General features: G+C 67.8%; 21 protein-coding genes. 11 read left to right on the forward strand and 10 right to left on the reverse strand.

Annotated features, from left to right (window positions below):
• Positions 1-4 precede the first annotated feature (4 nt).
• From JMF86_RS30675 to JMF86_RS30705, 7 genes are read right to left on the reverse strand one after another with little or no spacing between them, the layout of a single operon-like run.
• Positions 5-259 (reverse strand): acyl carrier protein, encoded by a 255-nt coding sequence (locus tag JMF86_RS30675; RefSeq protein ID WP_006481176.1) that lies wholly within the window; start codon positions 257-259, stop codon positions 5-7.
• 58 nt (positions 260-317) lie between these two features.
• Entirely contained in the window at positions 318-1,403 is a 1,086-nt protein-coding gene (locus JMF86_RS30680) for a hypothetical protein (protein ID WP_054928607.1), read from the reverse strand.
• A gap of 13 nt (positions 1,404-1,416) precedes the next feature.
• Complete coding sequence (locus tag JMF86_RS30685) at positions 1,417-2,745, reverse strand: hypothetical protein (RefSeq protein WP_054928608.1); 1,329 nt, start codon at positions 2,743-2,745, stop codon at positions 1,417-1,419.
• The gene (locus JMF86_RS30690; RefSeq protein ID WP_054928609.1) at positions 2,735-3,487 is read right to left on the reverse strand and encodes an outer membrane lipoprotein-sorting protein; all 753 of its coding nucleotides are present in this window, start codon (positions 3,485-3,487) and stop codon (positions 2,735-2,737) included. The genes JMF86_RS30685 and JMF86_RS30690 overlap by 11 nt, the downstream gene beginning before the upstream one ends.
• On the reverse strand, positions 3,484-4,701 hold the full coding sequence (locus JMF86_RS30695; RefSeq protein ID WP_054928610.1) for an ABC transporter permease: 1,218 nt from the start codon (positions 4,699-4,701) through the stop codon (positions 3,484-3,486). The genes JMF86_RS30690 and JMF86_RS30695 overlap by 4 nt, the downstream gene beginning before the upstream one ends.
• A complete protein-coding gene (locus JMF86_RS30700) occupies positions 4,673-5,383 on the reverse strand; it encodes an ABC transporter ATP-binding protein (RefSeq protein WP_054928611.1) in 711 nt (236 codons plus the stop codon). The genes JMF86_RS30695 and JMF86_RS30700 overlap by 29 nt, the downstream gene beginning before the upstream one ends.
• Positions 5,380-7,143: a fatty acyl-AMP ligase gene (locus JMF86_RS30705; RefSeq protein ID WP_226292103.1), complete on the reverse strand. Its 1,764-nt coding sequence runs from the start codon at positions 7,141-7,143 to the stop codon at positions 5,380-5,382. The genes JMF86_RS30700 and JMF86_RS30705 overlap by 4 nt, the downstream gene beginning before the upstream one ends.
• 420 nt (positions 7,144-7,563) lie before the next feature.
• On the opposite strand from JMF86_RS30705, the gene JMF86_RS30710 reads away from it, so the two are divergent.
• The 4 genes from JMF86_RS30710 (at position 7,564) to JMF86_RS30725 (ending at position 11,984) form a co-directional block, all read left to right on the forward strand.
• Positions 7,564-8,511 carry a fatty acid desaturase gene (locus tag JMF86_RS30710; RefSeq protein ID WP_054928612.1) on the forward strand — a complete coding sequence of 316 codons (948 nt, stop codon included), beginning with the start codon at positions 7,564-7,566 and terminating at the stop codon, positions 8,509-8,511.
• A 29-nt stretch (positions 8,512-8,540) separates the two neighbouring features.
• Entirely contained in the window at positions 8,541-9,401 is an 861-nt protein-coding gene (locus JMF86_RS30715; RefSeq protein ID WP_201317260.1) for a ferritin-like domain-containing protein, read from the forward strand.
• Between the two features lie 619 nt (positions 9,402-10,020).
• A complete protein-coding gene (locus JMF86_RS30720; protein WP_006481185.1) occupies positions 10,021-11,013 on the forward strand; it encodes a LysR substrate-binding domain-containing protein in 993 nt (330 codons plus the stop codon).
• Between the two features lie 146 nt (positions 11,014-11,159).
• On the forward strand, positions 11,160-11,984 hold the full coding sequence (locus JMF86_RS30725) for an alpha/beta fold hydrolase (RefSeq protein WP_054928613.1): 825 nt from the start codon (positions 11,160-11,162) through the stop codon (positions 11,982-11,984).
• A gap of 46 nt (positions 11,985-12,030) precedes the next feature.
• On the opposite strand, the gene proP is transcribed toward JMF86_RS30725, so the two are convergent.
• From proP to JMF86_RS30740, 3 genes are all read right to left on the reverse strand, one after another.
• Entirely contained in the window at positions 12,031-13,500 is a 1,470-nt protein-coding gene (proP, locus tag JMF86_RS30730; protein ID WP_011549182.1) for a glycine betaine/L-proline transporter ProP, read from the reverse strand.
• 279 nt (positions 13,501-13,779) lie between these two features.
• Entirely contained in the window at positions 13,780-14,808 is a 1,029-nt protein-coding gene (locus tag JMF86_RS30735) for a DNA topoisomerase IB (RefSeq protein ID WP_012336997.1), read from the reverse strand.
• A 229-nt stretch (positions 14,809-15,037) separates the two neighbouring features.
• Positions 15,038-15,961 carry a LysR family transcriptional regulator gene (locus tag JMF86_RS30740; RefSeq protein WP_054928614.1) on the reverse strand — a complete coding sequence of 308 codons (924 nt, stop codon included), beginning with the start codon at positions 15,959-15,961 and terminating at the stop codon, positions 15,038-15,040.
• A 118-nt stretch (positions 15,962-16,079) separates the two neighbouring features.
• On the opposite strand from JMF86_RS30740, the gene JMF86_RS30745 reads away from it, so the two are divergent.
• From JMF86_RS30745 to JMF86_RS30775, 7 genes are all read left to right on the forward strand, one after another.
• Positions 16,080-16,685, forward strand: coding sequence for an FMN-dependent NADH-azoreductase (locus JMF86_RS30745; RefSeq protein WP_054928615.1), 606 nt, complete (start codon positions 16,080-16,082; stop codon positions 16,683-16,685).
• A gap of 34 nt (positions 16,686-16,719) precedes the next feature.
• Entirely contained in the window at positions 16,720-17,571 is an 852-nt protein-coding gene (locus JMF86_RS30750; RefSeq protein ID WP_054928616.1) for a pirin family protein, read from the forward strand.
• A 281-nt stretch (positions 17,572-17,852) separates the two neighbouring features.
• Positions 17,853-18,815: an ABC transporter substrate-binding protein gene (locus JMF86_RS30755; RefSeq protein ID WP_006481192.1), complete on the forward strand. Its 963-nt coding sequence runs from the start codon at positions 17,853-17,855 to the stop codon at positions 18,813-18,815.
• Positions 18,816-18,875: 60 nt separating this feature from the next.
• Complete coding sequence (locus JMF86_RS30760) at positions 18,876-20,390, forward strand: sugar ABC transporter ATP-binding protein (RefSeq protein ID WP_054928617.1); 1,515 nt, start codon at positions 18,876-18,878, stop codon at positions 20,388-20,390.
• Complete coding sequence (locus tag JMF86_RS30765; RefSeq protein WP_054928618.1) at positions 20,387-21,430, forward strand: ABC transporter permease; 1,044 nt, start codon at positions 20,387-20,389, stop codon at positions 21,428-21,430. Before JMF86_RS30760 ends, JMF86_RS30765 begins: the two co-directional genes overlap by 4 nt.
• Complete coding sequence (gene yjfF, locus JMF86_RS30770) at positions 21,427-22,515, forward strand: galactofuranose ABC transporter, permease protein YjfF (protein WP_054928619.1); 1,089 nt, start codon at positions 21,427-21,429, stop codon at positions 22,513-22,515. Before JMF86_RS30765 ends, yjfF begins: the two co-directional genes overlap by 4 nt.
• A 33-nt stretch (positions 22,516-22,548) precedes the next feature.
• Positions 22,549-22,836, forward strand: a complete 288-nt coding sequence (locus JMF86_RS30775) for a hypothetical protein (RefSeq protein ID WP_054928620.1) — start codon at positions 22,549-22,551, stop codon at positions 22,834-22,836.
• Positions 22,837-22,850: the final 14 nt, after the last annotated feature.

Consider the following 22,850-nt stretch of genomic DNA (forward strand, 5'->3'; position numbering starts at 1 on the left):
CGTATCAGGCCGCGTGCTGCTGGCTGCGCAGTTGCGCGTCGAGCTGTTGCAGCGTCGTGTACTGCGTGATGTTCAGCGCTTCCGGATCGATCGAGCCGTAAAGCTGTTCGCAGAACACGATCAGCTCGACGATGTTCAGCGAATCGATGCCGAGTTCGCCGATGCCGGCGTCCGTGTCGACGGTTTCGACGTTGAGGATCTTCGCGACTTCGCGGGACAGGATGTCGAGCGCGTCGGCCGGAACGTTCTGGGTCGTCATGAGGGGAGCTCCTGAAGTTGAGTGGATTTGATCGGGATCGATCGGCCTGTCGCGTGGGTCAACTGCCGGCTTCGCAGCGCAGGCTCTTGCGAAGCTCGTGATAACAACGGTACGAACTGCCTTCCATCTTCGAAAACGCCAGCAGGTCGCGCTGGTCGTCGAACAGCGGCACCTTGCCGTCGCGTACGAGCGCGCTCAGGAACTCGTTCGACAGCAGCTTGATCGCGAGCACGCGCTGCACCTTGCCGAAGCTGTAGTGCGCATCGTCGGTCTGGCTGCGCGCGGCGTCCGCGATGAAGCGGTGCACGGCGCGCGCATCGGCGTCGAGTTCGACGCGGCCGGTCCGCTCGAGCCAGCCGACGTGCGCCATCAGCGCGCGGACGAAGTACGGCCGCACGACGGTCAGGTATTTGTTGAATACGGTCGGGCCGCCGATCCGCAGCCGGTCCTCGGCGGCGACGCGCACTTGGCCGCCGACGTTCGCGAGCTGCAGGTTGCCCGCGAGGAACGGCGCGCCGCAGGTCGAGCGTTTCAGCTTTCGGTATTCGTCGGGCCACACGAGGTAGGCGGCCGGGAACATCACGCCGGGCAAGCGCGCGGCGACGACGGCCATGCAGTCGCGATGCGCCTCGATGCCCCACACCTTGTCGACGGTCAGTGCGAGGCCGTTGTCGTCGCTGCGCACGACCGTGCGCCAGGCAGCGAGCGTCGGTCCGCCGCCGTCGCTCATCAGGAACGCGAAGTTGTGGCCGGCGTCGATGCACTCGCAGGCGCGGCGATTCTGGTCGTCCGAGAAGAACAGCCCGAACATGATGCGGATGAACGCGCGCATGAACGGCTTGAACAGGTGATGAAACCCTTCGCGGCCGATCTGCTCGAGCAGCGCTTCGGTGAGCGGCGCCTCGTCATGCCGCAGCGGGGTCGACGCGGACGCGTCGGGCAGCACGTCCGGTGCCGTGGAGCGCAGTGCGATCACCATCTCGCTGTCGAGCAGCCGCACGGCGGCAGCCTCGACGAGCCGGGCCGCCGCATGCGGCGGCGTGCCGATCGCATCGAGGTGGCGCAGTACCGGATACGCGGCCTGATCGGCCACGCGCAAGAGCAGCGACGGTGCGAGCGGGCCGGGGGCGGAAAGCGTGGACATGGCAGGGTTCCTGTCAGAAACGCACGCGCACGGCGGCGTCGATGCGGGTGCCGAGACCGACCATCCGGTACTCGGACTGGCTGTCGGAGAAGGCGTGGGTGAGCGCGACATCGACGCTCACGCGTTGATTCACGTCGGCGACGACCTGCGCGATCGCGAGCAGGCCCTTGTCCTGCGGCGAATAGACGCCGCGCAGCGAATACTCGATGCGGCCGACTTTCTTGCCGAGCCGCGCGAACAGGTAGTCGCGCAGGCTGCCGTCGACGCTCACGAAATTGGCCGTGCCGCCGAGGCCGGCCAGCGCCGCGCCGGGCGCGACGGGCAGCAGCGCGTTGTTCGCCTGTACCGCACCGACCATTCGGCGCCACTGGCTCGCGTCGTAACGCGCTTCGTCGTGCGACCACTCGACGATCAGCGACAGGTTGCCGGGCAGCGCGCTCTGCATGCCGAGCGCGCTGCGCCACATGTACTGGCGATCGTTGCGGCGATCGACGGCGTCGTACGCGGCGGCCGTATCGAGCGGCGTGCCGTTCGCGATGAAGGCCGGCAGCGGCCGCGTCGTGCCGCGCTCGACCCACGCGCTCGCATAGACGGTGTTCGAGCGCGCGACGTCGAACGACAGCGTCGCGCCGGTGCCGCCGCGGCCCGCGTGACGGCCGGCGAGCAGCGCGGCCGAGCCGCCCGACCAGTTGTAGGCGCCGCGTACGAGCTGCGTCGCGCCCTGCACGTCGCGGTTGTCGACGTCGTTGCGCAGCGTGCGGTTCTCGCCGGCGATGAACTGCAGCGTGGTCTGCTCGCCGGCCCATTTCGCTTCGACGAGCGGCGTGCCTTCGACGTCGCCGTAGCGATCGTAGATGTCGGCCGTCGCGGCCCGCTTCTGGAAGAAGCCGAGCGGGAAGAACGCCTGCGACGTGTCGAGCGTATCGATCCGCTTGCCCGCCGTGAGCGTGATGCCGTTGTCGAACGCGTAGCGCACGCCGGCTTCGTTGAAGCGGCTCGCCTGCGCGCCGAGCGAGTGGTTGCTCGCGACCACGCGCGCATTCGCGAACAGGTTCTCGCCGTCGATGCGCGCGAGCAGGCCGGCTTCCTGCTGATTGCGCGGCGAATCGCCGATCAGGCGGCCGAGCAGCGCGCGGCCGTCCATGCTGTCGACGGTGCGCGCGTAGCCGATGCCGTTGAGCGTGCCGAGCTGGTCCATCAGCGATTCTCCGTGCGCGAGCGTGCAGCCGAGCGCGAGCGGGATGGCAAGCGCGACACCGGGCCAGCCGCGGCGGGCGCGTTCGGGCGATGAATGGAGGCGGTCACGATGAGCGTCGGCATCGGCGTCGTACTCACTGGCCATCGGCGAGCGTGTCGGGATTGAACCAGCCCGACGGAATCTTGCGCGGCTGGCCGTCGAGGATGTCGACGACGCTTGCGCGCTGTTTCTCGACCTCGTTGCGATACGTGATCTTGCGGATCACCTTGCGGCCGTTCGCGTCGACCGGCGCGGAGAAATCGGCGCTGCGAAACAGCAGGCCGCTCGCCAGGAAGAACTGCGCGCGCACCGGCACGTCGGTATCGGGCGTGACCCACAGCTTGATCGTCGGGTAGACGTTGTCGGGATCGGTCGCGGTCAGGTCGAGCTCGGTGGCCGGCTTGCCGGCGATCGGCGTCGTGCCGGGCGCGGCCGTCGCGCGATAGCTGTCGGCCCAGTGCGTGCGCGTGATGTCGCTGATCACGACTTCGCCTTGCAGCCGCTGCATCCCGTTGATGCGTACCGCGCTGCGCGTGTTCGGCACGTAGAACCAGTGCCCGCGCGTCGTCGCGAGGTACTTCTGGCCGTCGTTCTCGCCGCTGCGCGTCAGCGCGAGCGTGTCGCCGTTGCCGCGCGTGTAGACGAGATAGCGCGTCGCGTCGCCGGACTGTCCGCCGACTTCGTTGGTGATCTGGATGTTCGTCTGCGTATCGGCGGCCGTGCTGCGATACGCGTCGGCGCGGGCGAGCATGGTCTGGGCCGCCGGCGCGTCGGCCGCTTGCGCGGCGAGCGGCGCGCACGCGACGAGCGCGGCGAATGCGGCGAACGTGAGGCGAATGCGATTCATGGGGCGAGTCCTTCGAGGATGTTGCGTTTCGCGAGCCCGAGCGTCGCGAGCAGCGCCGCGGCCACGCCGAGCACGACGAACGCGGCTTCGACGGCGGCCACGGCGACGGGCGACACCGTGAATTCGAGCAGGATCGGCTTCACGCGGCCGGGTGGTGCGGGCAGGTGGATCTGCGCGTGATTGAGCGCGACCATCGTCAGCAGCGCGAGCGCGATGCCGGCGGCCGCACCGAGCAGGCCGAGCAGCGCGGTTTCCTGGATCAGCACGCCGCGCACCGTGGCGGCCGGCACGCCGAGCGCGCGCAGCGTCGAGATCTCGCGGCGCCGCTCGACGATGCTCATCAGGATCCAGTTGCTCATCGACAGCAGGATCGTCACGCAGAGAATCGCGCCGAACACCGAGAACTGGTTCTTGTACAGCGCGACGACCTGGTGATAGAGCGACACGAGCTGATCCCAGGTCTTCACGTCGAGCGTCGGCAGCGCCGCGCGCAGCGCTGCTGCTGCGGCCGGCGTGCCGGCGGTGTCCTCGAGGAACACCGCGATGCGCGACGCGCGGTCGGTGCGCAGCAGCGCCTGCGCGGCCGTGAACGTCACGTTGACGATCCGTTCGTCGACGTCCTTGTTGCCGGTGCTCATCACGCCGACGATCTGCGCGTCGGTCGCGTTGATGCCGCCGTGCGCGGTCGACGCCATCAACTGCACGACCGAGCCGACGTGCACGCCGAGCTTGCGCGCGAGTTCGGCGCCGACGACGACTTCGGTGCCGGCGTTCGTCGGCGACAGATAGCGGCCCGACAGCACCGTGTGATAGTCGAAGAAGCCGGGCGGCTCGCGATTCGGCTCGATCCCTTCGCCGACGAAGCCGTAGCTGAGATCGCCGTTCGACACGAGCCCGTCGAAGTCGATGCCGCGCGCGGTCGTCGCGACGCCGGGCAGCTTTGCAATCGCCTGCGTGGCGGCGGCCTGCTCGTCCGCGGTCAGTCCGTATTGCAGCGGCCGTTCGCCGATCAGGTCGAGATAGCCGTGGTGCAGCACCTGCACGTGGCCGACGCCGCTGTCGATCGACCCTTCGCGCACCGCGTCGAAGGTTGCGATCACGTAGCCGAGCGCGAGGCTCGACGCGAACGCGGCGACGCCGATCATCGCCATCGTCAGCACGGTGCGGCGCCGGTTGCGCCAGAGGTTACGCCACGCAAACGTCGACCAGTTCACGATTCACTCCCGGTACGCCGTCGCGCATCTCGATGCGGCGCGGCAGGTGCGCGCACAGACGATCGTCGTGCGACGCAATCAGAAAGGCGGTGCCCAGCGTGCGGTTGGTGTCGAGGATCAGCTCGGCGACCGCGCGCGCGTTGGTGCTGTCGAGGCTCGCGGTTGGTTCGTCCGCGATCACGATGGCCGGCTCCTTGGCGAGCGCGCGGGCCAGCGCGACGCGCTGCTGCTCGCCGCCGGACAGCTCGCCGGGGCGGTGCCGCTCGCGCGCGGCGAGCCCCACCGCATCAAGCATCGCGCGGGCCCGTTCGCGCCGCGTGCGCGGCGTGCCCCATGCGAAGCAGCCGAGCTCGACGTTTTCGAGCGCCGACATCACCGGAATCAGGTTGAATTGCTGGAATACGAAGCCGATGCGTTCGCGGCGAATTCGTTCGAGCGTGTCCGGCGCGTCGTCGATGCGGCGGCCTTCGAGCCAGCGTTCGCCGCTCGTCGGCACGTCGAGAAAGCCGGCGAGGTTGAGCAGCGTGCTTTTGCCGCTGCCCGACGGCCCGACGAGCGCGACGACGTCGCGCTGCCCGATCGAGATCGTCGCGCCGCGCACCGCGACGACGCGGCCCGCGCCTTCGTATGTGCGCGTGACGTCGCGCAGTTCGAGCACCGGGGCGAGGGACGAGGCCGTCATGCGAACGCTCCCTGGACTGCTTCGACGGCGGCCGACGCGGGAATCACGGGCAGCGCGCCGTTCGCATAGAGATCGCGACACTTCAGGCGTTGCAGCTTGCCGCTCGTCGTGCGCGGCAGCGAGCCGGGCTCGACGAAACACAGATCCTGCGCGGCGAAGCCGATGCGCGACGCGAGCAACTGCTGGCACTCGGTGCGCGTTTGCGGCGTCGCGTCGACGGGCCGCGCCTCGATCGCGACGACCAGCCGCTCGGTGCCGGTTTCGGGATCGGGCAGGCCGAACGCGATGCAGGTGCTCTTGCGCAGCGCGCTGTGCGACGCCAGCGCTTCCTCGATCTCGTGCGGGAAATAGTTGCTGCCGCGGATGATGATGACTTCCTTCTTGCGGCCGAGGATATGCAGCTGGCCGTCCGCGACGTAGCCGATGTCGCCGGTGCGGAACCAGCCGTCGGCCGTCAGCGGCGCGGCGATCGTGCCGTCGTCGGGGTTCAGGTAGCCGAGCATCACCGACGTGCCGCGGATCGCGACTTCGCCGACCGCGCGGTTGGCCAGCGCATGGCCGCCGTCGTCGAGGATGCGGAACGCCATCCCGTCGATCGGCGTGCCCATCGCGAGCACCGTTTCGGTCTCTGTGTCCTGGCCGTCGTTCGCGGCGGCCGGCTGCGCGTCGCGGCGCTCGATCAGCGCGCGCCGGTCGAGCGTATCGGCGATCACGTACGGCGCGCCGTCGACCGCGCCTTCGTGCCATGCGCGATGCATCGATACCGCGAGCGTCGATTCGGCCATCCCGTAGCACGGTTGCAGCGCCGACGCTGCCAGCCCGTACGGCGCGAATGTCGCGGCGAAATCGCGCAGCGTCGCGTCGTCCACGCGTTCGCCGCCGATGAAGATGTTGCGGCACGCGGACAGATCGACGCCGTCCATCGCGGCGGCGTTGAAGCGGCGCACGCAGTAGCGCAGCGCGAAGGTCGGCACCGACGTCGTCGTTGCGCGCGCCGACGCGATGCGCTTCAGCCAGCCGAGCGGATTCCGGATGAAGCTGTTCGGCTGCATCATCAGCAGCGGCGCGCGGTAATGCAGGTTCGACAGCAGCGTGAGCAGCCCCATGTCGTGATAGAGCGGCAGCCACGACGCGGTGCCGTCGCCGGCCGCGATGTCGAAGCGCACCGATCCGCCGATGCCGAGCACGTTCGCGATCACGTTCTCGTGGCTGAGCACCGCGGCCTTCGGATGCGACGTCGAACCGGACGTGAGCTGAACATGATGCGGATCGCGGCCGCTCTTGGAACTGATCAGCGCGCGCGCGCCGGCGTCGGCCGCGCTCGATAGCGTCGCGAGATCGACCACGCGCGTGGCGGCCGCGGGAAACGCATCGTCGCGCCAGGCCGCGGCTTGCGCGTCCGCGGCAACCACGAGGCGCGGCCGGTACAGCTCGCACGCGACGTCCGCCACTTGTCTCCCGGCCGCCGCACGCCGCATGGGAACGGGCACGGTGCAGGGCAGTGCACCGGTCATCACGCAGGCCATCATCGCGGCTGCATGCTCGACCGACGCCGGCAGCGCGAGCATCACCAGATCGTTCTCGCGTACCCCGAGCTCGCGCAGCGCGCCGGCCTGACGAAAAACCTCTTCCGCGAAGTGCCGGTACGTGATGCCCGCTTCGTGGCCCGCGTCGTCGACGAACGTCATGCGATGCATGGCGCCCGCCACGTCCTCGAGCGATTCGATCAGGCGGTGAATGGTGGATGCGTACTTCGTCACGAGGATTCTCCCCTTGAGGAACACGGCCGCTCGCGCCACGGTGCCGGCGGCGCCGTTCGTCGAGTGAGGTGGATTCTTGCCGGATCGATTCGCCGCGACAAACGGAATCTATGCACGCTATGCATGAGCGGAGCGCATCCACTCGGGGCAGCACACGTTCGTTATCTCTGTGAGCCAGTCCTAGGTGACTGGTCGGTCTCATTCGACCGGTCGTCTAGTTCACGATGTGGTGCGCTCATGCGCGTGCGTCATGCAATGCGTTCGGAAAATTCGTTTGTCCGAAACATCGACTCACAGAAGAATTGCATCCCGGCAGCGCGCCAGCGTCGCCGCGTCATCGTGCCGGGCAGGGCCCGGCTCAAGGAGAGCGTCTTGTCCGTCACCTCATCGCTTGTCGCCCGATCGAAACCGGTTGCAGACATGAAGAGCCGCCCGAGCGGCGTGGTCTTCTCGCTGAAGCTGGTGGTCTACGCAGCGCTCATCGCGCACGGGATGATGTTCGCGCTGTCGGCGCTCGTGATCCTGAAGATCGTCGGCATCCTGCTGATCGGTGCGATGTATGCGCACGGCGTCGAGCTGCAGCACCAGGCGCTGCATTACCAGGGGTTTCGCAGCAAGCGCCTGAACATGGTGTTCGGCGTGCTGCTCGGCATGCCGATGCTCGTGTCGTTCCATGCGTACCAGGACAGCCACCTGCGTCATCACCGGCTGCTCGGCACGCCGGAGAACAAGGAGTTCTTCGACTACGGCGACCAGTACGGCGCGAGCCCCGTCGTCAATGTCGGGCTGTGGGCCTGGCGGCTGTCGATGGCCGCGCACTATATCCAGTTCGCGAAGAACGTCGCGAAGCTCGTCGTGCCGGGCGCGCGCTTCGGCGACAACGCGCTCGTGTCGCGCGCGATCCGCCGCGACTATCTGCTGATGGCCGCGGCGATCGCGCTGCTGGCCGCGCTGTCGTTCGCCTTGCACACGTGGTGCGTCGTCTGGGTGTGGGTCGTGCCGCTCGTGTTCGTCGCCGCGCCCGTGCATGCGCTGGTCGAAATGCCGGAGCACTATCGCTGCGACCTGACGAGTACCGATCCGTTCCGCAACACGCGGACGATCGAGAGCAACGCGTTCATGACGTGGTTCACGAACGGCAACAACTATCACGTCGAGCATCACATGATGCCGAGCCTGCCGATCGAGCGGTTGCACGATCTGCACGGTGCGATCGCGCCGCGCATTCGCTATTACCACCGCACGTATCGGCAGTTCTACTACGCGTTGCTGCGCGGCCGGCTGTCGCCGCGCTCGGTGGAAGACGATCGGGACGATCGCGAGCCCGATGCCGAAGCGGCTGCGCCGGCGTCCACGCAATCGGCGTGAGCGCCGGTGCCGAACGCCTTGCCATGACGGTGACGACGATGCTCTATCCGGAACTTTACAGGTCGCTCGAAGCTGTCCGCTGGGACATGGAGAAGGACATTCCGTGGGACAAGTTCGACGCTTCGCTGCTCACCGACGAGCAGGCGAAGACGATCAAGATGAACGCGATCACCGAATGGTCGGCGCTGCCCGCGACGGAAATGTTCCTGCGCGACAACCAGCACGACAGCGACTTTTCCGCGTTCATGAGCGTGTGGTTCTTCGAGGAGCAGAAGCATTCGCTCGTGCTGATGGAATACCTGCGCCGCTTCAAGCCGGAGATGGTGCCGACCGAAGAGGAACTGCACGCGGTGCGCTTCCAGTTCGATCCGGCGCCGCCGCTCGAGACGCTGATGCTGCACTTCTGCGGCGAAATCCGTTTGAACCACTGGTACCGCTGCGCGGCCGACTGGCACACCGAGCCCGTCATCAAGCAGATCTACGAAACGATTTCGCGCGATGAAGCGCGTCATGGCGGCGCGTACCTGCGCTATATGAAGAAAGCGCTGAACGACTGCGGCGACGTCGCGCGTGCCGCCTTCGCGAAGATCGGCGTGCTGATGGCGTCGGCGCGCCGCACCGAGAAGCCGCTGCACCCGACCAACCTGCACGTGAACCAGGCGCTGTTCCCGCGCGACACCGTGCAGTCGCGCCTGCCGGACCCGGCATGGCTCGAGCGCTGGCTCGACGAGCAGATCCGTTTCGACGGCGAATGGGAGAAGAAGGTCGTCGAGCGGATTCTGCACAACCTGTCGATCCTGTTCGAGCGCACGTTCGCGACCGCGCAGGAGCTGAACCGCTATCGCCGCGAAGTGACCGCGCGGGCGAATGGTGGGGTGGACCACGCGTAGCGGGTCGACACGTTCCGTTGTCGCGCGGCGCGGGCCGAATTCCGGCCGACGGGCGAACCCGATGCATGCCGACCGGCGTTGCCGGCCGGCGGATTATTCATTTCCGGAAATAATCGACTCATCCATTTCTTGAAACGCATGACGAGATCAAAATTCATCCGTTTAGTATTTTTTAATAAACATTCGTTCCCGGATTAAAGCGGCATTTTGCATGTCTGTTGCTGACTGTTTGTTTTTCGCAATCCGGGAAATTCGGTGAAAAGTCGGCTGGTTGAAATTGAATTGTAGGCATTGGGCGCGGCCTCTGTCATGACGGTGAAATCGGCGTGATAACGTCGAACTTTGCCGGAAATCGCCTGTTTTTACGAGAATTTATCAACCATTTTGGTATGCTCGATTCGTTCGCATATTAATTTACAAAATCACTACTCGATAATGTTGGTGTAAGCATATTGATGCGATGAAAATCGATAGATAAATACGAGTGTCATGATTGAAAATAAGAATGATATGTAACCATGCTTCAAGATAAAATCGTTTCCGAATCCAGATAGGAGAAACGGTACAGGGAGACGAACGGCAACTTATCTGTCGAGGGGTGCAACTTTGAGGCGGCGGTATGGCTAATGTGAGATTGGCAAAGCGATTGAGAAGTTTGCCTTCGCTGGATTTCCTGAGAGGCTTCGAATGCGCGGCGCGCCATTTGAGTTTCACGCGTGCGGGGCAGGAGCTCAACGTCACGCAATCGGCCGTGAGTCGCCAGGTCAAGGCGCTCGAAGAGCAGCTCCGGATCGAGCTCTTTCACCGGCATATTCGTTCCCTGACGCTGACCGACAAGGGGCGTGAGTTGTACGACGCGATCTCGTTCGCGTTGTCCGATCTGGAATCGGTGGTCGGCAAGCTGTCGTCGAGTGTCGGCCAGCGTTCGATCTCGTTGTCGACCACCGTCTCGTTCGCGGCGCTGTGGCTGATTCCGCGCCTCGGTTCGTTCCGCGCCAGCTATCCGGACATCGACGTGCGCGTGTCGGCCACGAGCGAAATTGAAGATCTTAAACGCAAACGTTTGCACCTGGCCGTGCGCTACGCCGGCCCGTATACGTCGACCGACGATACCGACGTGCTGTTTCGCGAGCGTGTCGTGGCGGTGTGCAGCCCGAGCCTGATGACGGCGGCGGGTGACGCCGCGTCGATGCAGCCGGCCGACCTCGACAAGCACGTGCTGCTGCATCTCGACGACCCGCGCGGCGAATGGCCGTGGCACGGCTGGAGCCATCTGCTGAAGGCGCTCGGCGTGCCGCGGCTGCGGCCGGCCGGGGCGCTGCACTTCAGCCAGTACGATCAACTGGTCCAGGCCGCCGTCGACGGGCACGGCATCGCGATCGGCAGGCGGCCGCTGGTCGACGGGCTGCTGAAGCAGGGGCGGCTCGTCGAGCTGTTCCCGCATTGCACCGTTGCATCGGGCAGCTACGTGCTCGTGCAGAACCCCGATGCGTGCAACGAATTCGATATCGCGGTGCTGACCAACTGGCTGCTCGAACAAGCGTGCCAGCCGCTCGCGTCGGAGCAGGACACGGCCGGCAGCAACGTGCTGCCGATGTATCGCGTCGGATAGCGCGGCGCGGCGGATGCGTCGTGCGCGGCGTCATGCGCGGCACCTGCAACCTGTGCGATGATGCGCCGCTTCGCGTTCGTCGCAGAACGCCGCCGACCGCGGCGCGCCTCCGGGCCACCGCCGAGTCCTGACATCCCGGAGACAGCATGCCCGTACACGGCATTCAAGGCAGTACCCTGCATTACCTCGATCACGGCGCCGGGTTTCCGGTGCTGCTCGGGCACAGCTATCTGTGGGACGCGACGATGTGGGCGCCGCAGATCGACGCGCTGTCGCGCGGGTATCGCGTGATCGCGCCGGACCTGTGGGGGCATGGCGAATCGGGCGCGCTGCCGGACGGCACGCATACGCTCGACGATCTCGCCACGCAGGCGAGCGCGCTGCTCGATGCGCTGGAGATCGACCAGTGCGCGATCGTCGGACTCAGCGTGGGCGGCATGTGGGGCGCACGCCTCGCGTTGCGCGAGCCGCGGCGCGTGCGCTCGCTCGTGATCATGGACGCGTCGCTCGAAGCGGAACCCGATGCGACGCGTGCCCGCTACTTCGGAATGCTCGATGCGATCGAGGCCGCGGGCCGCATCGCGCCGCCGCTGCTCGACGCGATCGTGCCGCTGTTCTTCCGGCCGGACGTCGATCTCGACGACCCGGTGCCGACCGCGTTTCGCGAAGCGCTCGCGAACCTGCCCGCCGACCGGCTGCGGCAATCGATCGCGCCGCTCGGCCGGCTGATCTTCGGCCGGTCCGACACGCTCGCGACCGTCGGCGAACTCGATGCCGCGCGCACGCTGCTGATGTGCGGCGCGGGCGACATGGCGCGGCCGCCGTCGGAAACTGTGAAGATGGCGAGCGTGATCGGCTGCGCACATGCGCTGGTGCCCGACGCCGGCCATATTTCGAACCTGGAGAATCCCGCGTTCGTCACGCGCACGCTGCTCGACTGGTTCGACGCGCAGCAACTGCCGTCGAACTGACGGTCACGCGAACGGCGACGCCCGCGCGGCGTCGCATCGACCTGCGTCACGCACGCTCGCTGACCGGCGTGAACTTCCGGTCGCGCACACGCGCTTCGTCGGCGCCGCCGCGTACGAGGTTCAATGCTTCCGCGCGGCTCGCCACGCACGGCCCGGAGCCGGGCAGCGGCTGACGCGCGGTCTCGCGCAGCGCGAGCACCGACACGATGCCGATGAACGACGCACCCATCAGGTAGTAGGCGGGCATCATCAGGTCGCCGGTGCGATCGACCAGCCACGCGGTGACGAGCGGCGTCGTGCCGCCGAACAGCGACACCGACACGTTGAAGCCGATCGCGAGCGCGCCGTAGCGAATCCGCGTCGGGAACAGCGCGGGCAGCGCCGACGGCATCACGCCCGTGAACGTCGACAGCAGGACGCCGTAGATCAGCATCCCGCCGAAGATCGGCAGCGTGCCGCCGGTGCGGATCAGCATCAGCGCCGGCACCGACAGCGCGAGCAGGCCCACGCAGCCGGCCATCATCACCGGCTTGCGGCCGACCTTGTCCGACAGGTGCCCGGCGTACAGCGTCATCGGCATCATCAGCACCATCACGAGCAGCACCATGAAGAGCCCGTGCGATTCGCGCACGTGCAGCGTCGCCGACAGGTAGCTCGGCAGGTACGACAGCGCCATGTAGTCGGTCACGTTGAAGATCAGCACGAGACCGACGCATTGCAGCAGCGGCTTCCACTGTTCGACGAGCAGCGTCGCGAAGCGCTGCTTCGGCCGCGCGCGTTCGTCCGCTTCGCGCGCTTCGGCTTCCTTTTTGAAGGCCGGCGTTTCCTCCAGCTTGAGCCGCACGTAGAGGCCGACGAGGCCGAGCGGGCCGGCGATGAAGAACGGCACGCGCCAGCCCCACGACAGCAGCGTTTCCTGCGACAGCGTGGCCGTCAGCAGCGCGACCGTGGCCGCGCCGAGCGTATAGCCGATCAGCGTGCCGAACTCGAGGAAGCTGCCCATGAAGCCGCGGCGCCTGTCGGTCGCGAACTCGGCGATGAAGGTGGCCGCGCCGCCGTACTCGCCGCCGGTCGAGAAGCCCTGCACGAGCCGCGCGACGAGCAGCAGGATCGGGGCCATGATGCCGATCGACGCATAGCTCGGGATCAGGCCGATCGCGAAGGTGCCGACGGCCATCATGATCATCGTCGCGGCGAGCACGCGCTGGCGGCCGATCCGATCGCCGAGCGGGCCGAACACCATGCCGCCGAGCGGGCGCACGAGGAACGCGGCCGCGAACGTGCCGAAGGTGGCCAGCAACTGCGCGGACGGGCTGCTGGACGGGAAGAACACCTTGCCGAGCGTGACGGCGATATAGCTGTAGACGCCGAAGTCGAACCATTCCATCGCGTTGCCGAACGCCATCGCGCCGACCGCGCGCTTGAGGACGGCCGGGTCGACGATCGTGATGTCATCCAGCTTGATGGACTGGCGCGAAGACCGGGTTTTCGCGGGGCGCGCTTGCGACGGGCTCAATGTTCTCTCCTGGAGTTGCCTTGGCGGCGCGGCCGGCGGGAATGCGGCCGGGGGCACGCGGGCCGACGGACAGCGAAGGCGGATGTCTCGGGGATGCCTCGATGCCGGTGGCGTGACGCGCGCGGCGGACGACACCGGGCAGGTGTGTTGTGCGAACCAGTTTAGAGAAACGGGCGGGAGCGGCTATCGGTCATGCGCCCGGAACCCGGTGGTAAACGACACGCAGGGAGCGGTGTCGGTCGCGCGTGGCCTCGGGAAGCGAACGCGCGGCGTGGGCGGTCATCTCGCCGTGCGCCGGCGCGCGGATACCAGCAACGCGACGAATGCCGCTTCGTCCGCGCGCAGGCCGCGCGGCGTACGCCGGACCGCCAGCGCGGCGAGCGTGCCCGCCTCGAACGCGTCGAGCACGGCCGGATGGATGTAGCAGCGCCGGCACACGGCCGGCGTGTTGCGCAGCAGCTCGGCCACCGCGCGCACGGTCTCGACGATCTGCTTGCGGGCATGCGTGACGCCGCGATGCTCGATGCGCCGCAGCAACCCGAGCGCGTGCACGCTGCCGGCCCAGGTCCGGTAATCCTTCGCGGTGAAATCGGCGCCGCCGGCCTCGCGCAGGTAGTCGTTCACGTCGGACGACCCGACCGGATGGCGCACGCCGTCGTCGTCCACATACTGGAACAGCTCGTGCCCGGGCAGCTCCGCGCAGCGCCGCACGATCCGCGCGACCCGCGCGTCGTCGACCGTCACGTCGTGTTCGATCCCGCTCTTGCCGGCGAAGCGCAGCCGCACCTGGCCGGGCTGGATCTTCAAATGGCGCTTGCGCAGCGTCGTCAGCCCGTACGAGCCGTTTTCGCGCGCGTATTCCGCGTTGCCGATCCGCGCGAGCGTCGTGTCGAGCAAGCGGACGATCGTCGCGACGACCTTGTCGCGCGGCATGCCCGGCAACGCCAGATCGCGCGTCACGCGCGCGCGGATGCGCGGCAGCGCCCGCGCGAACGCGGCCATCCGTGCGTACTTGTTCGCATCGCGCGTTTCCCGCCACTGCGGGTGATAGCGATACTGCTTGCGGCCGCGCGCGTCGCGGCCCGTCGCCTGCAAGTGGCCGAGCGGGTCGGCGCAGATCCATACGTCGGTGTAGGCAGGTGGAATCGCCAGCGCGTCGATGCGGGCGATTTCCGCGGCATCGCGAATCCGCGTGCCGTCCTGCGCGTAATACGCGAAGCCGTTGCGCAGGCGGCGGCGCGTGTAGCCGGGTTGGCGGTCGTCGACGTGGCGCAGCGCCGCGGCCGTGCTCGAAGCGGGCTGCTTCATGCGCGCGTGTGCCGGTTGACGGCGATAGCGATAGCGACGGATGGCGACCCGTGCTCCTGGGCTGCGGTCATGTGTTTGCTCCCTTGTTCGTAATGGGCCCGGACGGCGACCTGCAGCACGGCATGAGCGGTCGTCGCGGAACGGGAGCAAGAATCGTGCGCCGGCCGGCCGGCCGTACGACGCGACGGCGGAGCGGCAAGAAAATGCCGTTCGCGGCGACGACGAAACGTCATCGGCCGGCCGCGGGCTCGGGACACTTCGACATCCCCTGGTCGAGCTTCTCCAGCAGAAACTCGGCCACGGCCGTGACCGCGGGTGGCAGCGGCGGGCGGCTCGTATAGACGAGCTGCAGCCCGAGCCCGGCGCCGGAGCGTTGGTAGGCCGGCAGCACGCGCGCCAGCTTGCCTTCGTCGATCGCCGCCGCGGCGAGCACCTGCGGCACCAGCGCGATGCCGAGGCCAGCGAGACAGGCCTGCATGACCACGCGCATGTCGTTGACCGAGAAACGGCTGTCGATCGAAATCTCCTGCGTGCCGCGCGGCCCCTGCAGGCGCCACATGCTGCGTCCCTGGCGGCTCGACACCGTCAGGCAATCGTGGTCGGCCAGCTCGCGCGGCGTGCGCGGCGTGCCGCGTCGTTCGAGATAAGCGGGGCTGGCGGCGAGGATCATCGTGCCCGGCGCGATCCGGCGCACGCGGAAGCTGCCGCCGGTCTCGATGCCGATGCGCAGTGCGAGGTCGATGCGCTCGGCGATCAGGTCGGACGGCGTGTCGTCGAGCAGGAAGTCGATGCTGATGCGCGGATAGCGCGCGTAGAACTCGGCCAGCCATTCCAGCTTGATCACTTCGAACAGGCCGGCCATCGCCGCCACGCGCACGGTTCCGGCCGGTTCCTGCCCGTCGGCATGCTGCCGCTCGATCTCGAAGATCCGGTCGAGTGCCGGCGCGTAGCGCTCGAACAGCGCCAGGCCCTCGGTGCTCGGCGCTAGCTTGCGGGTCGAGCGATGCAGCAGGCGCGTGCCGATGTGCCCTTCGAACTGGTCGATGCGCCGGCTCAGCGTATTGGCCGGCATGCGCAGGCGTCGTGCGGCCTCCGAAAAGCTGCCGGCGCGGACGACCTGGACGAACAGCGCGAGATCATTCAGATCGAGCATGGGATTACTCCAAAAATGGATTAATAAAATCCTGTTTATCCATCTAGTGTAAAGCCGAATCGATCTCCATACTGGTCTCACGCTACCGGCGAATCCATCCGTCTCAAGGAGAACCTGCATGAAACTGCTGCACATCGATTCGAGCATCCTCGGCCAGGGCTCGGTCAGCCGCGAACTGTCGGCGGAAATCGTCGCCCGCTTCCGCGCCCGCGATCCCGGCCTCACGGTCACGCACCTCGACCTCGCCGCCACGCCGCTCGGCCATCTGGCCGCCGAACACCTTGCCGCCGCGCAAGGCGCGCCGGTCGACGACGCGCTGAAGGCGGACGTCGACACCGGCCAGCACGCGCTCGACACGTTCCTCGCCGCGGATATCGTGGTGGTCGGCGCGCCGATGTACAACTTCGGCATCCCGTCGCAACTGAAGGCGTGGATCGACCGCATCCTGGTGGCCGGCAAGACCTTCCGCTACGACGAGAACGGACCGGAAGGCCTGTGCGGCGGCAAGAAACTGGTCATCGCATCGTCGCGCGGCGGCGTGTACAGCGCAGGGTCGCCGGTGGCGTCGCTCGATCATCAGGAAACCTATCTGAAAGATGCGTTCGCGTTCATCGGCATCACCGACATCACGTTCATTCGTGCCGAAGGCGTCGCGATGGGGCCGGACAAGCGCACGGACGCGATTGCATCGGCGAAGGAAGCCGCGGCGGCCCTCGCCGCCTGACGCAATACGCCGGCTACCGGCCACCGGAGAACCCATGTTGAATACCCTCGATTCCGTTACCTCGACCACCGTCGCCGGCCGTCATGTCGTGTTCCGCACGCGCGGCCACGCGCACGGGCCGGTCGTCCGCATGGTCAGCCCGTCCGACGTCGGCGAGATGATCAAGCCGTTCGTGTTCCTCGACCTGATCGATACGCGGGCGCCGCTCGGCAAGCCGGCCTTCGGCTGGCATCCGCATTCGGGCATCGCCACGCTGACGCTCATGATCGACGGGCACGGCACCTACGTGGAATCGACGGGCCACGAAGGCCCGATGGGGGCCGGCGACATCGAATGGATGAGCGCGGGGCGCGGCGTCTGGCATACGGGTTCCGTGGTGCCGCCGGTCAAGGCGTTCCAGCTGTGGGTGGCGTTGCCGCCGGGGCGCGAGCTGGCGCCGGCGTTCAGTCAGCACCTGTCGATCGACGACATCCCGACGGACGGGCCGGCCCGCGTGCTGCTCGGCCGCCACGGCGACGCGGTCAGCCCGGTCGATGCGCCGCCGGGCATCAACTACGTCGTCGTGCAGTTGGCGGCGGGCGAGCGCTGGACCTGCCGGCCGCCGCAGGGCTACCGGGTCGGCTGGACCGCCGTGATGGACGGCCGCCTGCGCACGCCGGACCCGGTCGGACGGGGCGAGCTGGTCGTGTTCGACGCGTCCGATGCGCCGATCGAATTCGAGGCCGTGACCGACGCGCGCTTCGTGGTCGGTACCGCGATTCCGCATCCGCACGATCTTCATCTGGGCGCCTACTCGGTGCATACGAGCGCCGCCGCGCTGGCGGAAGGCGAGCGCGAAATCGTACGTGTCGGCCGTGAACTGCGCGCCAAGGGCGTGATGCGCTGATGCTTTCGTCTCCGTCGATATCCGGCCTCCGTTCAAGGCGGCCGGCGCGCCGTGACGCCGCGCCCGCGGGGTCTCGCGCTTAGGTGTTTATACGTATGCCGATTTCGACATCGGCTCAATCCAATATTTCATTGGAAGGTTATCGGACTTGTTTCTAGACTGATGCGGGGCATGTATACCGCGCCGGCTGCCCACGCCGGCCGGCGCAGCCCGATCCGCGCCAGCGCCACGCAGAAACACAACAGCGCCGCGGCACACAACGACATCATCGGAGACGGACCATGACATTCATCAGGAAGCTGGCGGCCGGCGCGATCGTCGCCGCGGCGACGGTGCTGGCAGGCGGCGCGCACGCGCAGCAAAAGCCGATCACGCTCGGGTTCTCGCAAGTCGGCGCGGAAAGCGCCTGGCGCACCGCGAATACCGTATCGGTGAAGGGCGCGGCGAAGGACGCCGGCATCAACCTGAAGTTTTCCGACGCCCAGCAGAAGCAGGAGAACCAGATTCGCGCGATCCGCTCGTTCATCGCGCAGAAGGTCGACGTGATCGCGTTCTCGCCGGTCGTCGAATCGGGCTGGGAGCCGGTGCTGACCGAAGCGAAGGCCGCGCATATCCCGGTGATCCTGACCGACCGCGGGGTCGACGTGAAGGACCCGTCGCTGTACGTGACGATGATCGGCTCCGACTTCCTCGAGGAAGGGCGGCGCGCCGGCCACTGGCTGGAAGAGCGCTACAAGAACGACGCAGGCCCGATCAACATCGTCGAATTGCAGGGCACGGTCGGCTCCGCGCCGGCCAACGACCGCCGCGCGGGCCTGCTCGAAGTGATCAAGAACAATCCGAAATTCAAGGTGATCGCGTCGCAGAGCGGCGACTTCACGCTCGCCGGCGGCAAGCAGGTGATGGAAGCGTTCGCGAAGACCTACGGCAAGCAGATCAACGTCGTCTATGCGCACAACGACGACATGGCGCTCGGCGCGATCCAGGCGATGGAAGAAGCCGGCATCAAGCCCGGCAAGGACGTGAGCGTCGTGTCGTTCGACGCGACCAAGGGCGGCTTCCAGGCGATGGTCGCGGGCAAGATCAACGTCGACGTCGAATGCAGCCCGCTGCTCGGCCCGCAGCTGATGACCGCGGTGAAGGACGTCGTCGCCGGCAAGCAGTTGCCCAAGCGCATCGTGACCAACGAGACGGTGTTCCCGATGAACGTCGCGGCGCAGGTGCTGCCGACCCGCAAGTACTGACCTGTCCGCCCGGACGGCGGCCTCGCGGCCGCCGTCCGGCGACGCTTCGAGGGAGGCTGCATGCAGAGTCCGCCGGTGGTCGAGATGATCGGCATCGACAAGTCGTTTCCGGGCGTCAGCGCGCTGCAGCGCGTGGACTTCCGGTTGTTTCCGGGCGAGATCCACGCACTGATGGGCCAGAACGGCGCGGGCAAGTCGACGCTGATCAACGTGCTCACCGGCGTGCACGCGCACGATGCGGGCGAGATTCGCGTCGGCGGCGCGCCGGTGAATTTCGCCGCGCCGCGCGAGGCCGAGGCGGCCGGCATCCAGACGCTCTACCAGGAAGTGAACCTGTGCGCGAACCTGTCGGTCGCGGAGAACATCTTCGCGGGCCGGCAGCCGATGCGGCGCGGCGCGATCGACTGGAAGACGATCCATGCGCGCTCGCGCGACGCGCTCGCCGAACTCGACCTGGCGCTCGACGTCACGCGTTCGCTCGATTCGTATCCGATCGCGGTGCAGCAGATGGTCGCGATCGCGCGTGCGGTGTCGGTCGACGCGCGCGTGCTGATTCTCGACGAACCGACCTCGAGCCTCGACGACGGCGAGGTCGCGCGCCTGTTCGACGTGCTGCACCGGCTGAAGGCGTCGGGCATCGCGATCCTGTTCGTCACGCATTTTCTCGAGCAGACCTATGCGGTGTCCGACCGCATCACCGTGATGCGCAACGGCGAGCGCGAAGGCGAGTACCTCGCGCGCGACCTGCCGGTCGACGTGCTGGTCGCGAAGATGACCGGCCGCGAGCGCATGTCCGAGACGCTGCAGGCGGGCGCCGCGGCGGTCGAGCGTGACACCGCGACCGCCGCGCCGTTCCTGTCGATGCAGCAGGTCGGCCGGCGCGGGATGATGAGCGCGCTCGATCTCGACGTGCGCCCTGGCGAGATCGTCGGGCTGGCCGGGCTGCTCGGCTCGGGCCGCACCGAGACCGCGCAACTGGCGTTCGCCGCCGCGCGCCCGGATACCGGCGCGATCGAGATCGACGGCGCGCGCAAGCGGCTCGCGTCGCCGCACGACGCGGTGCGCAGCGGCATCGCGTACTGCCCGGAAGATCGCAAGAAGGAGGGCATCGTCGCCGCGCTGTCGATCCGCGAGAACATCGTGCTCGCGCTGCAGGCGCGGCGCGGCTGGTGGCGGCTGATCGGGCGGGCGCGACAGCGCGAGATCGCCGACACGTACATCGCCCGGCTCGGCATCAAGGCGCGCGACGCGGAGCAGCCGATCGGGCTGCTGTCGGGCGGCAACCAGCAGAAGGTGCTGCTCGCGCGCTGGCTCGCGACGGACCCGAAGCTGCTGATTCTCGACGAGCCGACGCGCGGCATCGACGTCGCCGCGAAGTTCGACATCATGGAGCGCGTGCTCGCGCTGTGCGCGCAGGGGCTCGCGATCCTGTTCATCTCGTCGGAGATCAGCGAGGTCGTGCGCGTGAGCCACCGGATCGCGGTGCTGCGCGACCGGCGCAAGGTCGCGGAGCTGAGCGGCGCCGATGCGTCCGAGGAGCAGGTTTACCGGTTGATCGCGGGAGGCCAGTCATGACGTGGCTACGCACGCTGTTTCGTCATTCGCTCGCGTGGCCGGTGCTGACGCTCGCGCTGCTGTTCGCGCTGGATGTCGCGTATCGCCCCGGCTTCCTGTCGATCGCGCTGCTCGACGGCCACCTGTTCGGCGCGCCGATCGACATCCTGAACCGCGCGGCGCCGCTCGTGATCGTGTCGCTCGGGATGACGCTCGTGATCGCGACGCGCGGGATCGACATCTCGGTCGGCGCGATCGTCGCGATCGCCGGCGCGGCGGCCGCGACCGTGCTCGAGGCGGACCCGTCGCAAGTCGGCACGGCGCTGGCCGCCGCGCTCGGCGTCGGGCTGCTGGCCGGTGCGTGGAACGGGCTGCTGGTCGCCTTCGTCGGGATGCAGCCGATCATCGCGACGCTGATCCTGATGGTGGCCGGTCGCGGCGTCGCGCAATTGCTGACGGGCGGCCAGATCATCCCGATCGGCGCGCCCGGCTACCTCGCGCTCGGCGGCGGCTATCTCGCGACCGTGCCGTGCGCGGTGTGGATCGCGCTCGCGACGATCGGCGCGACCGCGCTGCTGGTGAACCGTACGGCGCTCGGGCTGTTCATTCGCGCGATCGGCGTGAACCCGGTCGCGACGCGGCTCGTCGGGCTGCGCTCGGGCGCGGTCGTGTTCGGCGTGTATCTGTGCTCGGGCGTGATGTCGGCGCTCGCGGGCATCCTCGCGAGCTCGAACGTGCGCAGCGCCGACGGCAACAACGCGGGGCTGCTGCTCGAACTCGACGCGATCCTCGCGGTGACGCTCGGCGGCACGTCGCTACTCGGCGGCCGCTTCAGCCTCGCGGGCTCGGTGCTCGGCGCGCTGATCATCCAGACGCTCACCTACACGACCTATTCGATCGGCGTGCCGCCGGAGGCGACGCTCGTCGTCAAGGCGGTCGTCGTGATCGTCGTGACGCTGATCCAGTCGGACGCGGCGCGCGCGCTGCTGGTGCGGCACGCGTCGCGGCTGCTGCCTTCCGCGCGATCGCGCGCCACCACCACCGGAGCGACGCCGCGATGAACCGTTTCCTTGGCCGCCTCGCCGATCCGCGCACGCTGCCGATCGTCGTGACGATCGTGCTGTTCGCCGCGCTGTTCGGCTTCGGGTCCGTGATGTACACGGGCTTTTTCTCGATGCAGGTGCTGACCGGCCTGCTCGTCGACAACGCGTTCCTGCTGATCGTCGCGATCGGGATGACGTTCGTGATCGTATCGGGCGGCATCGACCTGTCGGTCGGCTCGGTCGTTGCGCTGACAACGATATTCTGCGCGGTCGGCGCCGAACGGCTGCACTGGCCCGTGTGGGTGATCGTGCCGCTGGTGCTCGCGTTCGGCGCGCTGTACGGCGCGGCGATGGGCGCGCTGATCCACTACTTCAAGCTGCAGCCGTTCATCGTCACGCTCGCCGGAATGTTTCTCGCGCGCGGCGCCTGCTTCCTGATCACGACACAGTCGATCACGATCAACGCGCCGGCGTTCCACGCGATTGCGGGCATCAGCGTGCCGCTCGGCGGCGGCATGCTGAGCGCCGGTGCGCTGATCGCGCTCACGACGCTGGCCGTCGCGATCTACGTCGCGCACTTCACGCGCTTCGGCCGCAACGTCTATGCGGTCGGCGGCAACGAACGCTCGGCGCTGCTGATGGGCTTGCCGGTCGCGCGCACGAAGATCGGCGTCTACGCGCTGAGCGGCTTCTGTTCGGCGCTCGGCGGCGTGGTGTTCACGCTGTACGTGCTGTCGGGCTACGGGCTGCAGGCGCAGGGGATGGAACTCGACGCGATCGCCGCGACCGTGATCGGCGGCACGCTGCTGACGGGCGGTGTGGGGTACGTGATCGGTTCGGTGTTCGGGGTCGGCATCCTCGGCACGATCCAGGTGCTGATCACGTTCGACGGCACGCTGAGTTCGTGGTGGACGCGGATCGTGATCGGCGCGCTGCTGTGCGTGTTCTGCGTGCTGCAGCGGGTGATCGAGCGGCACGCGACGCGGCGCCGCACCGGCGGCACCGGGCTCGGCGCGCAGCGGCCGACTCAGGCTGCCGCGCCCGCGCGGCCGGCGCCGCCCAAGGAGGACATCGGGCTGGTATCGACGATGCGGCGATCGTAGTGCGACCGACTACCCTGGCGCGAGGAGAACGAGATGAAGCGCGATGACATGACAGCGGGCGCGGCCGATGCGCTGGCCGTCGAGCATGGCCGTCGGCCGCTGCTCGATCTCGGCGACGCGCGCGACTGCCGGATCGTGGCCGATGCGCTGCGGGTGCTGCTGCGCGAGCGCTCGGAAGCGCTGGCGTTCGCGATGCGCGTGGCTGACGAGCACGGCCGCCCGCGCCCGGATGCCGGCGAATTCGGCTTGACCGACATCATTCGGTTGGCCCGCGTGGTCGAGCTGGCTGATCGGCAGCGCGAGCGAACCGCGATGGAATGATGCGGGCGGCCGCC

This window comes from Burkholderia sp. E168m15, from assembly GCF_016586105.1.
Lineage (GTDB): Bacteria > Pseudomonadota > Gammaproteobacteria > Burkholderiales > Burkholderiaceae > Burkholderia > Burkholderia orbicola.

Bases quoted from the DNA above. Each gene is read 5' to 3' on its own strand.
- JMF86_RS30740 (WP_054928614.1), bottom strand. From the start codon at position 15,961: ATGCTCGATCTGAATGATCTCGCGCTGTTCGTCCAGGTCGTCCGCGCC.
- JMF86_RS30720 (WP_006481185.1), top strand. From the start codon at position 10,021: ATGGCTAATGTGAGATTGGCAAAGCGATTGAGAAGTTTGCCTTCGCTG.
- JMF86_RS30775 (WP_054928620.1), top strand. From the start codon at position 22,549: ATGAAGCGCGATGACATGACAGCGGGCGCGGCCGATGCGCTGGCCGTC.
- yjfF (WP_054928619.1), top strand. From the start codon at position 21,427: ATGAACCGTTTCCTTGGCCGCCTCGCCGATCCGCGCACGCTGCCGATC.
- JMF86_RS30755 (WP_006481192.1), top strand. From the start codon at position 17,853: ATGACATTCATCAGGAAGCTGGCGGCCGGCGCGATCGTCGCCGCGGCG.
- JMF86_RS30685 (WP_054928608.1), bottom strand. From the start codon at position 2,745: ATGGCCAGTGAGTACGACGCCGATGCCGACGCTCATCGTGACCGCCTC.
- JMF86_RS30760 (WP_054928617.1), top strand. From the start codon at position 18,876: ATGCAGAGTCCGCCGGTGGTCGAGATGATCGGCATCGACAAGTCGTTT.
- JMF86_RS30725 (WP_054928613.1), top strand. From the start codon at position 11,160: ATGCCCGTACACGGCATTCAAGGCAGTACCCTGCATTACCTCGATCAC.
- JMF86_RS30765 (WP_054928618.1), top strand. From the start codon at position 20,387: ATGACGTGGCTACGCACGCTGTTTCGTCATTCGCTCGCGTGGCCGGTG.
- JMF86_RS30690 (WP_054928609.1), bottom strand. From the start codon at position 3,487: ATGAATCGCATTCGCCTCACGTTCGCCGCATTCGCCGCGCTCGTCGCG.
- JMF86_RS30735 (WP_012336997.1), bottom strand. From the start codon at position 14,808: ATGAAGCAGCCCGCTTCGAGCACGGCCGCGGCGCTGCGCCACGTCGAC.
- JMF86_RS30710 (WP_054928612.1), top strand. From the start codon at position 7,564: ATGAAGAGCCGCCCGAGCGGCGTGGTCTTCTCGCTGAAGCTGGTGGTC.
- JMF86_RS30680 (WP_054928607.1), bottom strand. From the start codon at position 1,403: ATGTCCACGCTTTCCGCCCCCGGCCCGCTCGCACCGTCGCTGCTCTTG.
- JMF86_RS30700 (WP_054928611.1), bottom strand. From the start codon at position 5,383: ATGACGGCCTCGTCCCTCGCCCCGGTGCTCGAACTGCGCGACGTCACG.
- JMF86_RS30750 (WP_054928616.1), top strand. From the start codon at position 16,720: ATGTTGAATACCCTCGATTCCGTTACCTCGACCACCGTCGCCGGCCGT.
- JMF86_RS30675 (WP_006481176.1), bottom strand. From the start codon at position 259: ATGACGACCCAGAACGTTCCGGCCGACGCGCTCGACATCCTGTCCCGC.
- JMF86_RS30745 (WP_054928615.1), top strand. From the start codon at position 16,080: ATGAAACTGCTGCACATCGATTCGAGCATCCTCGGCCAGGGCTCGGTC.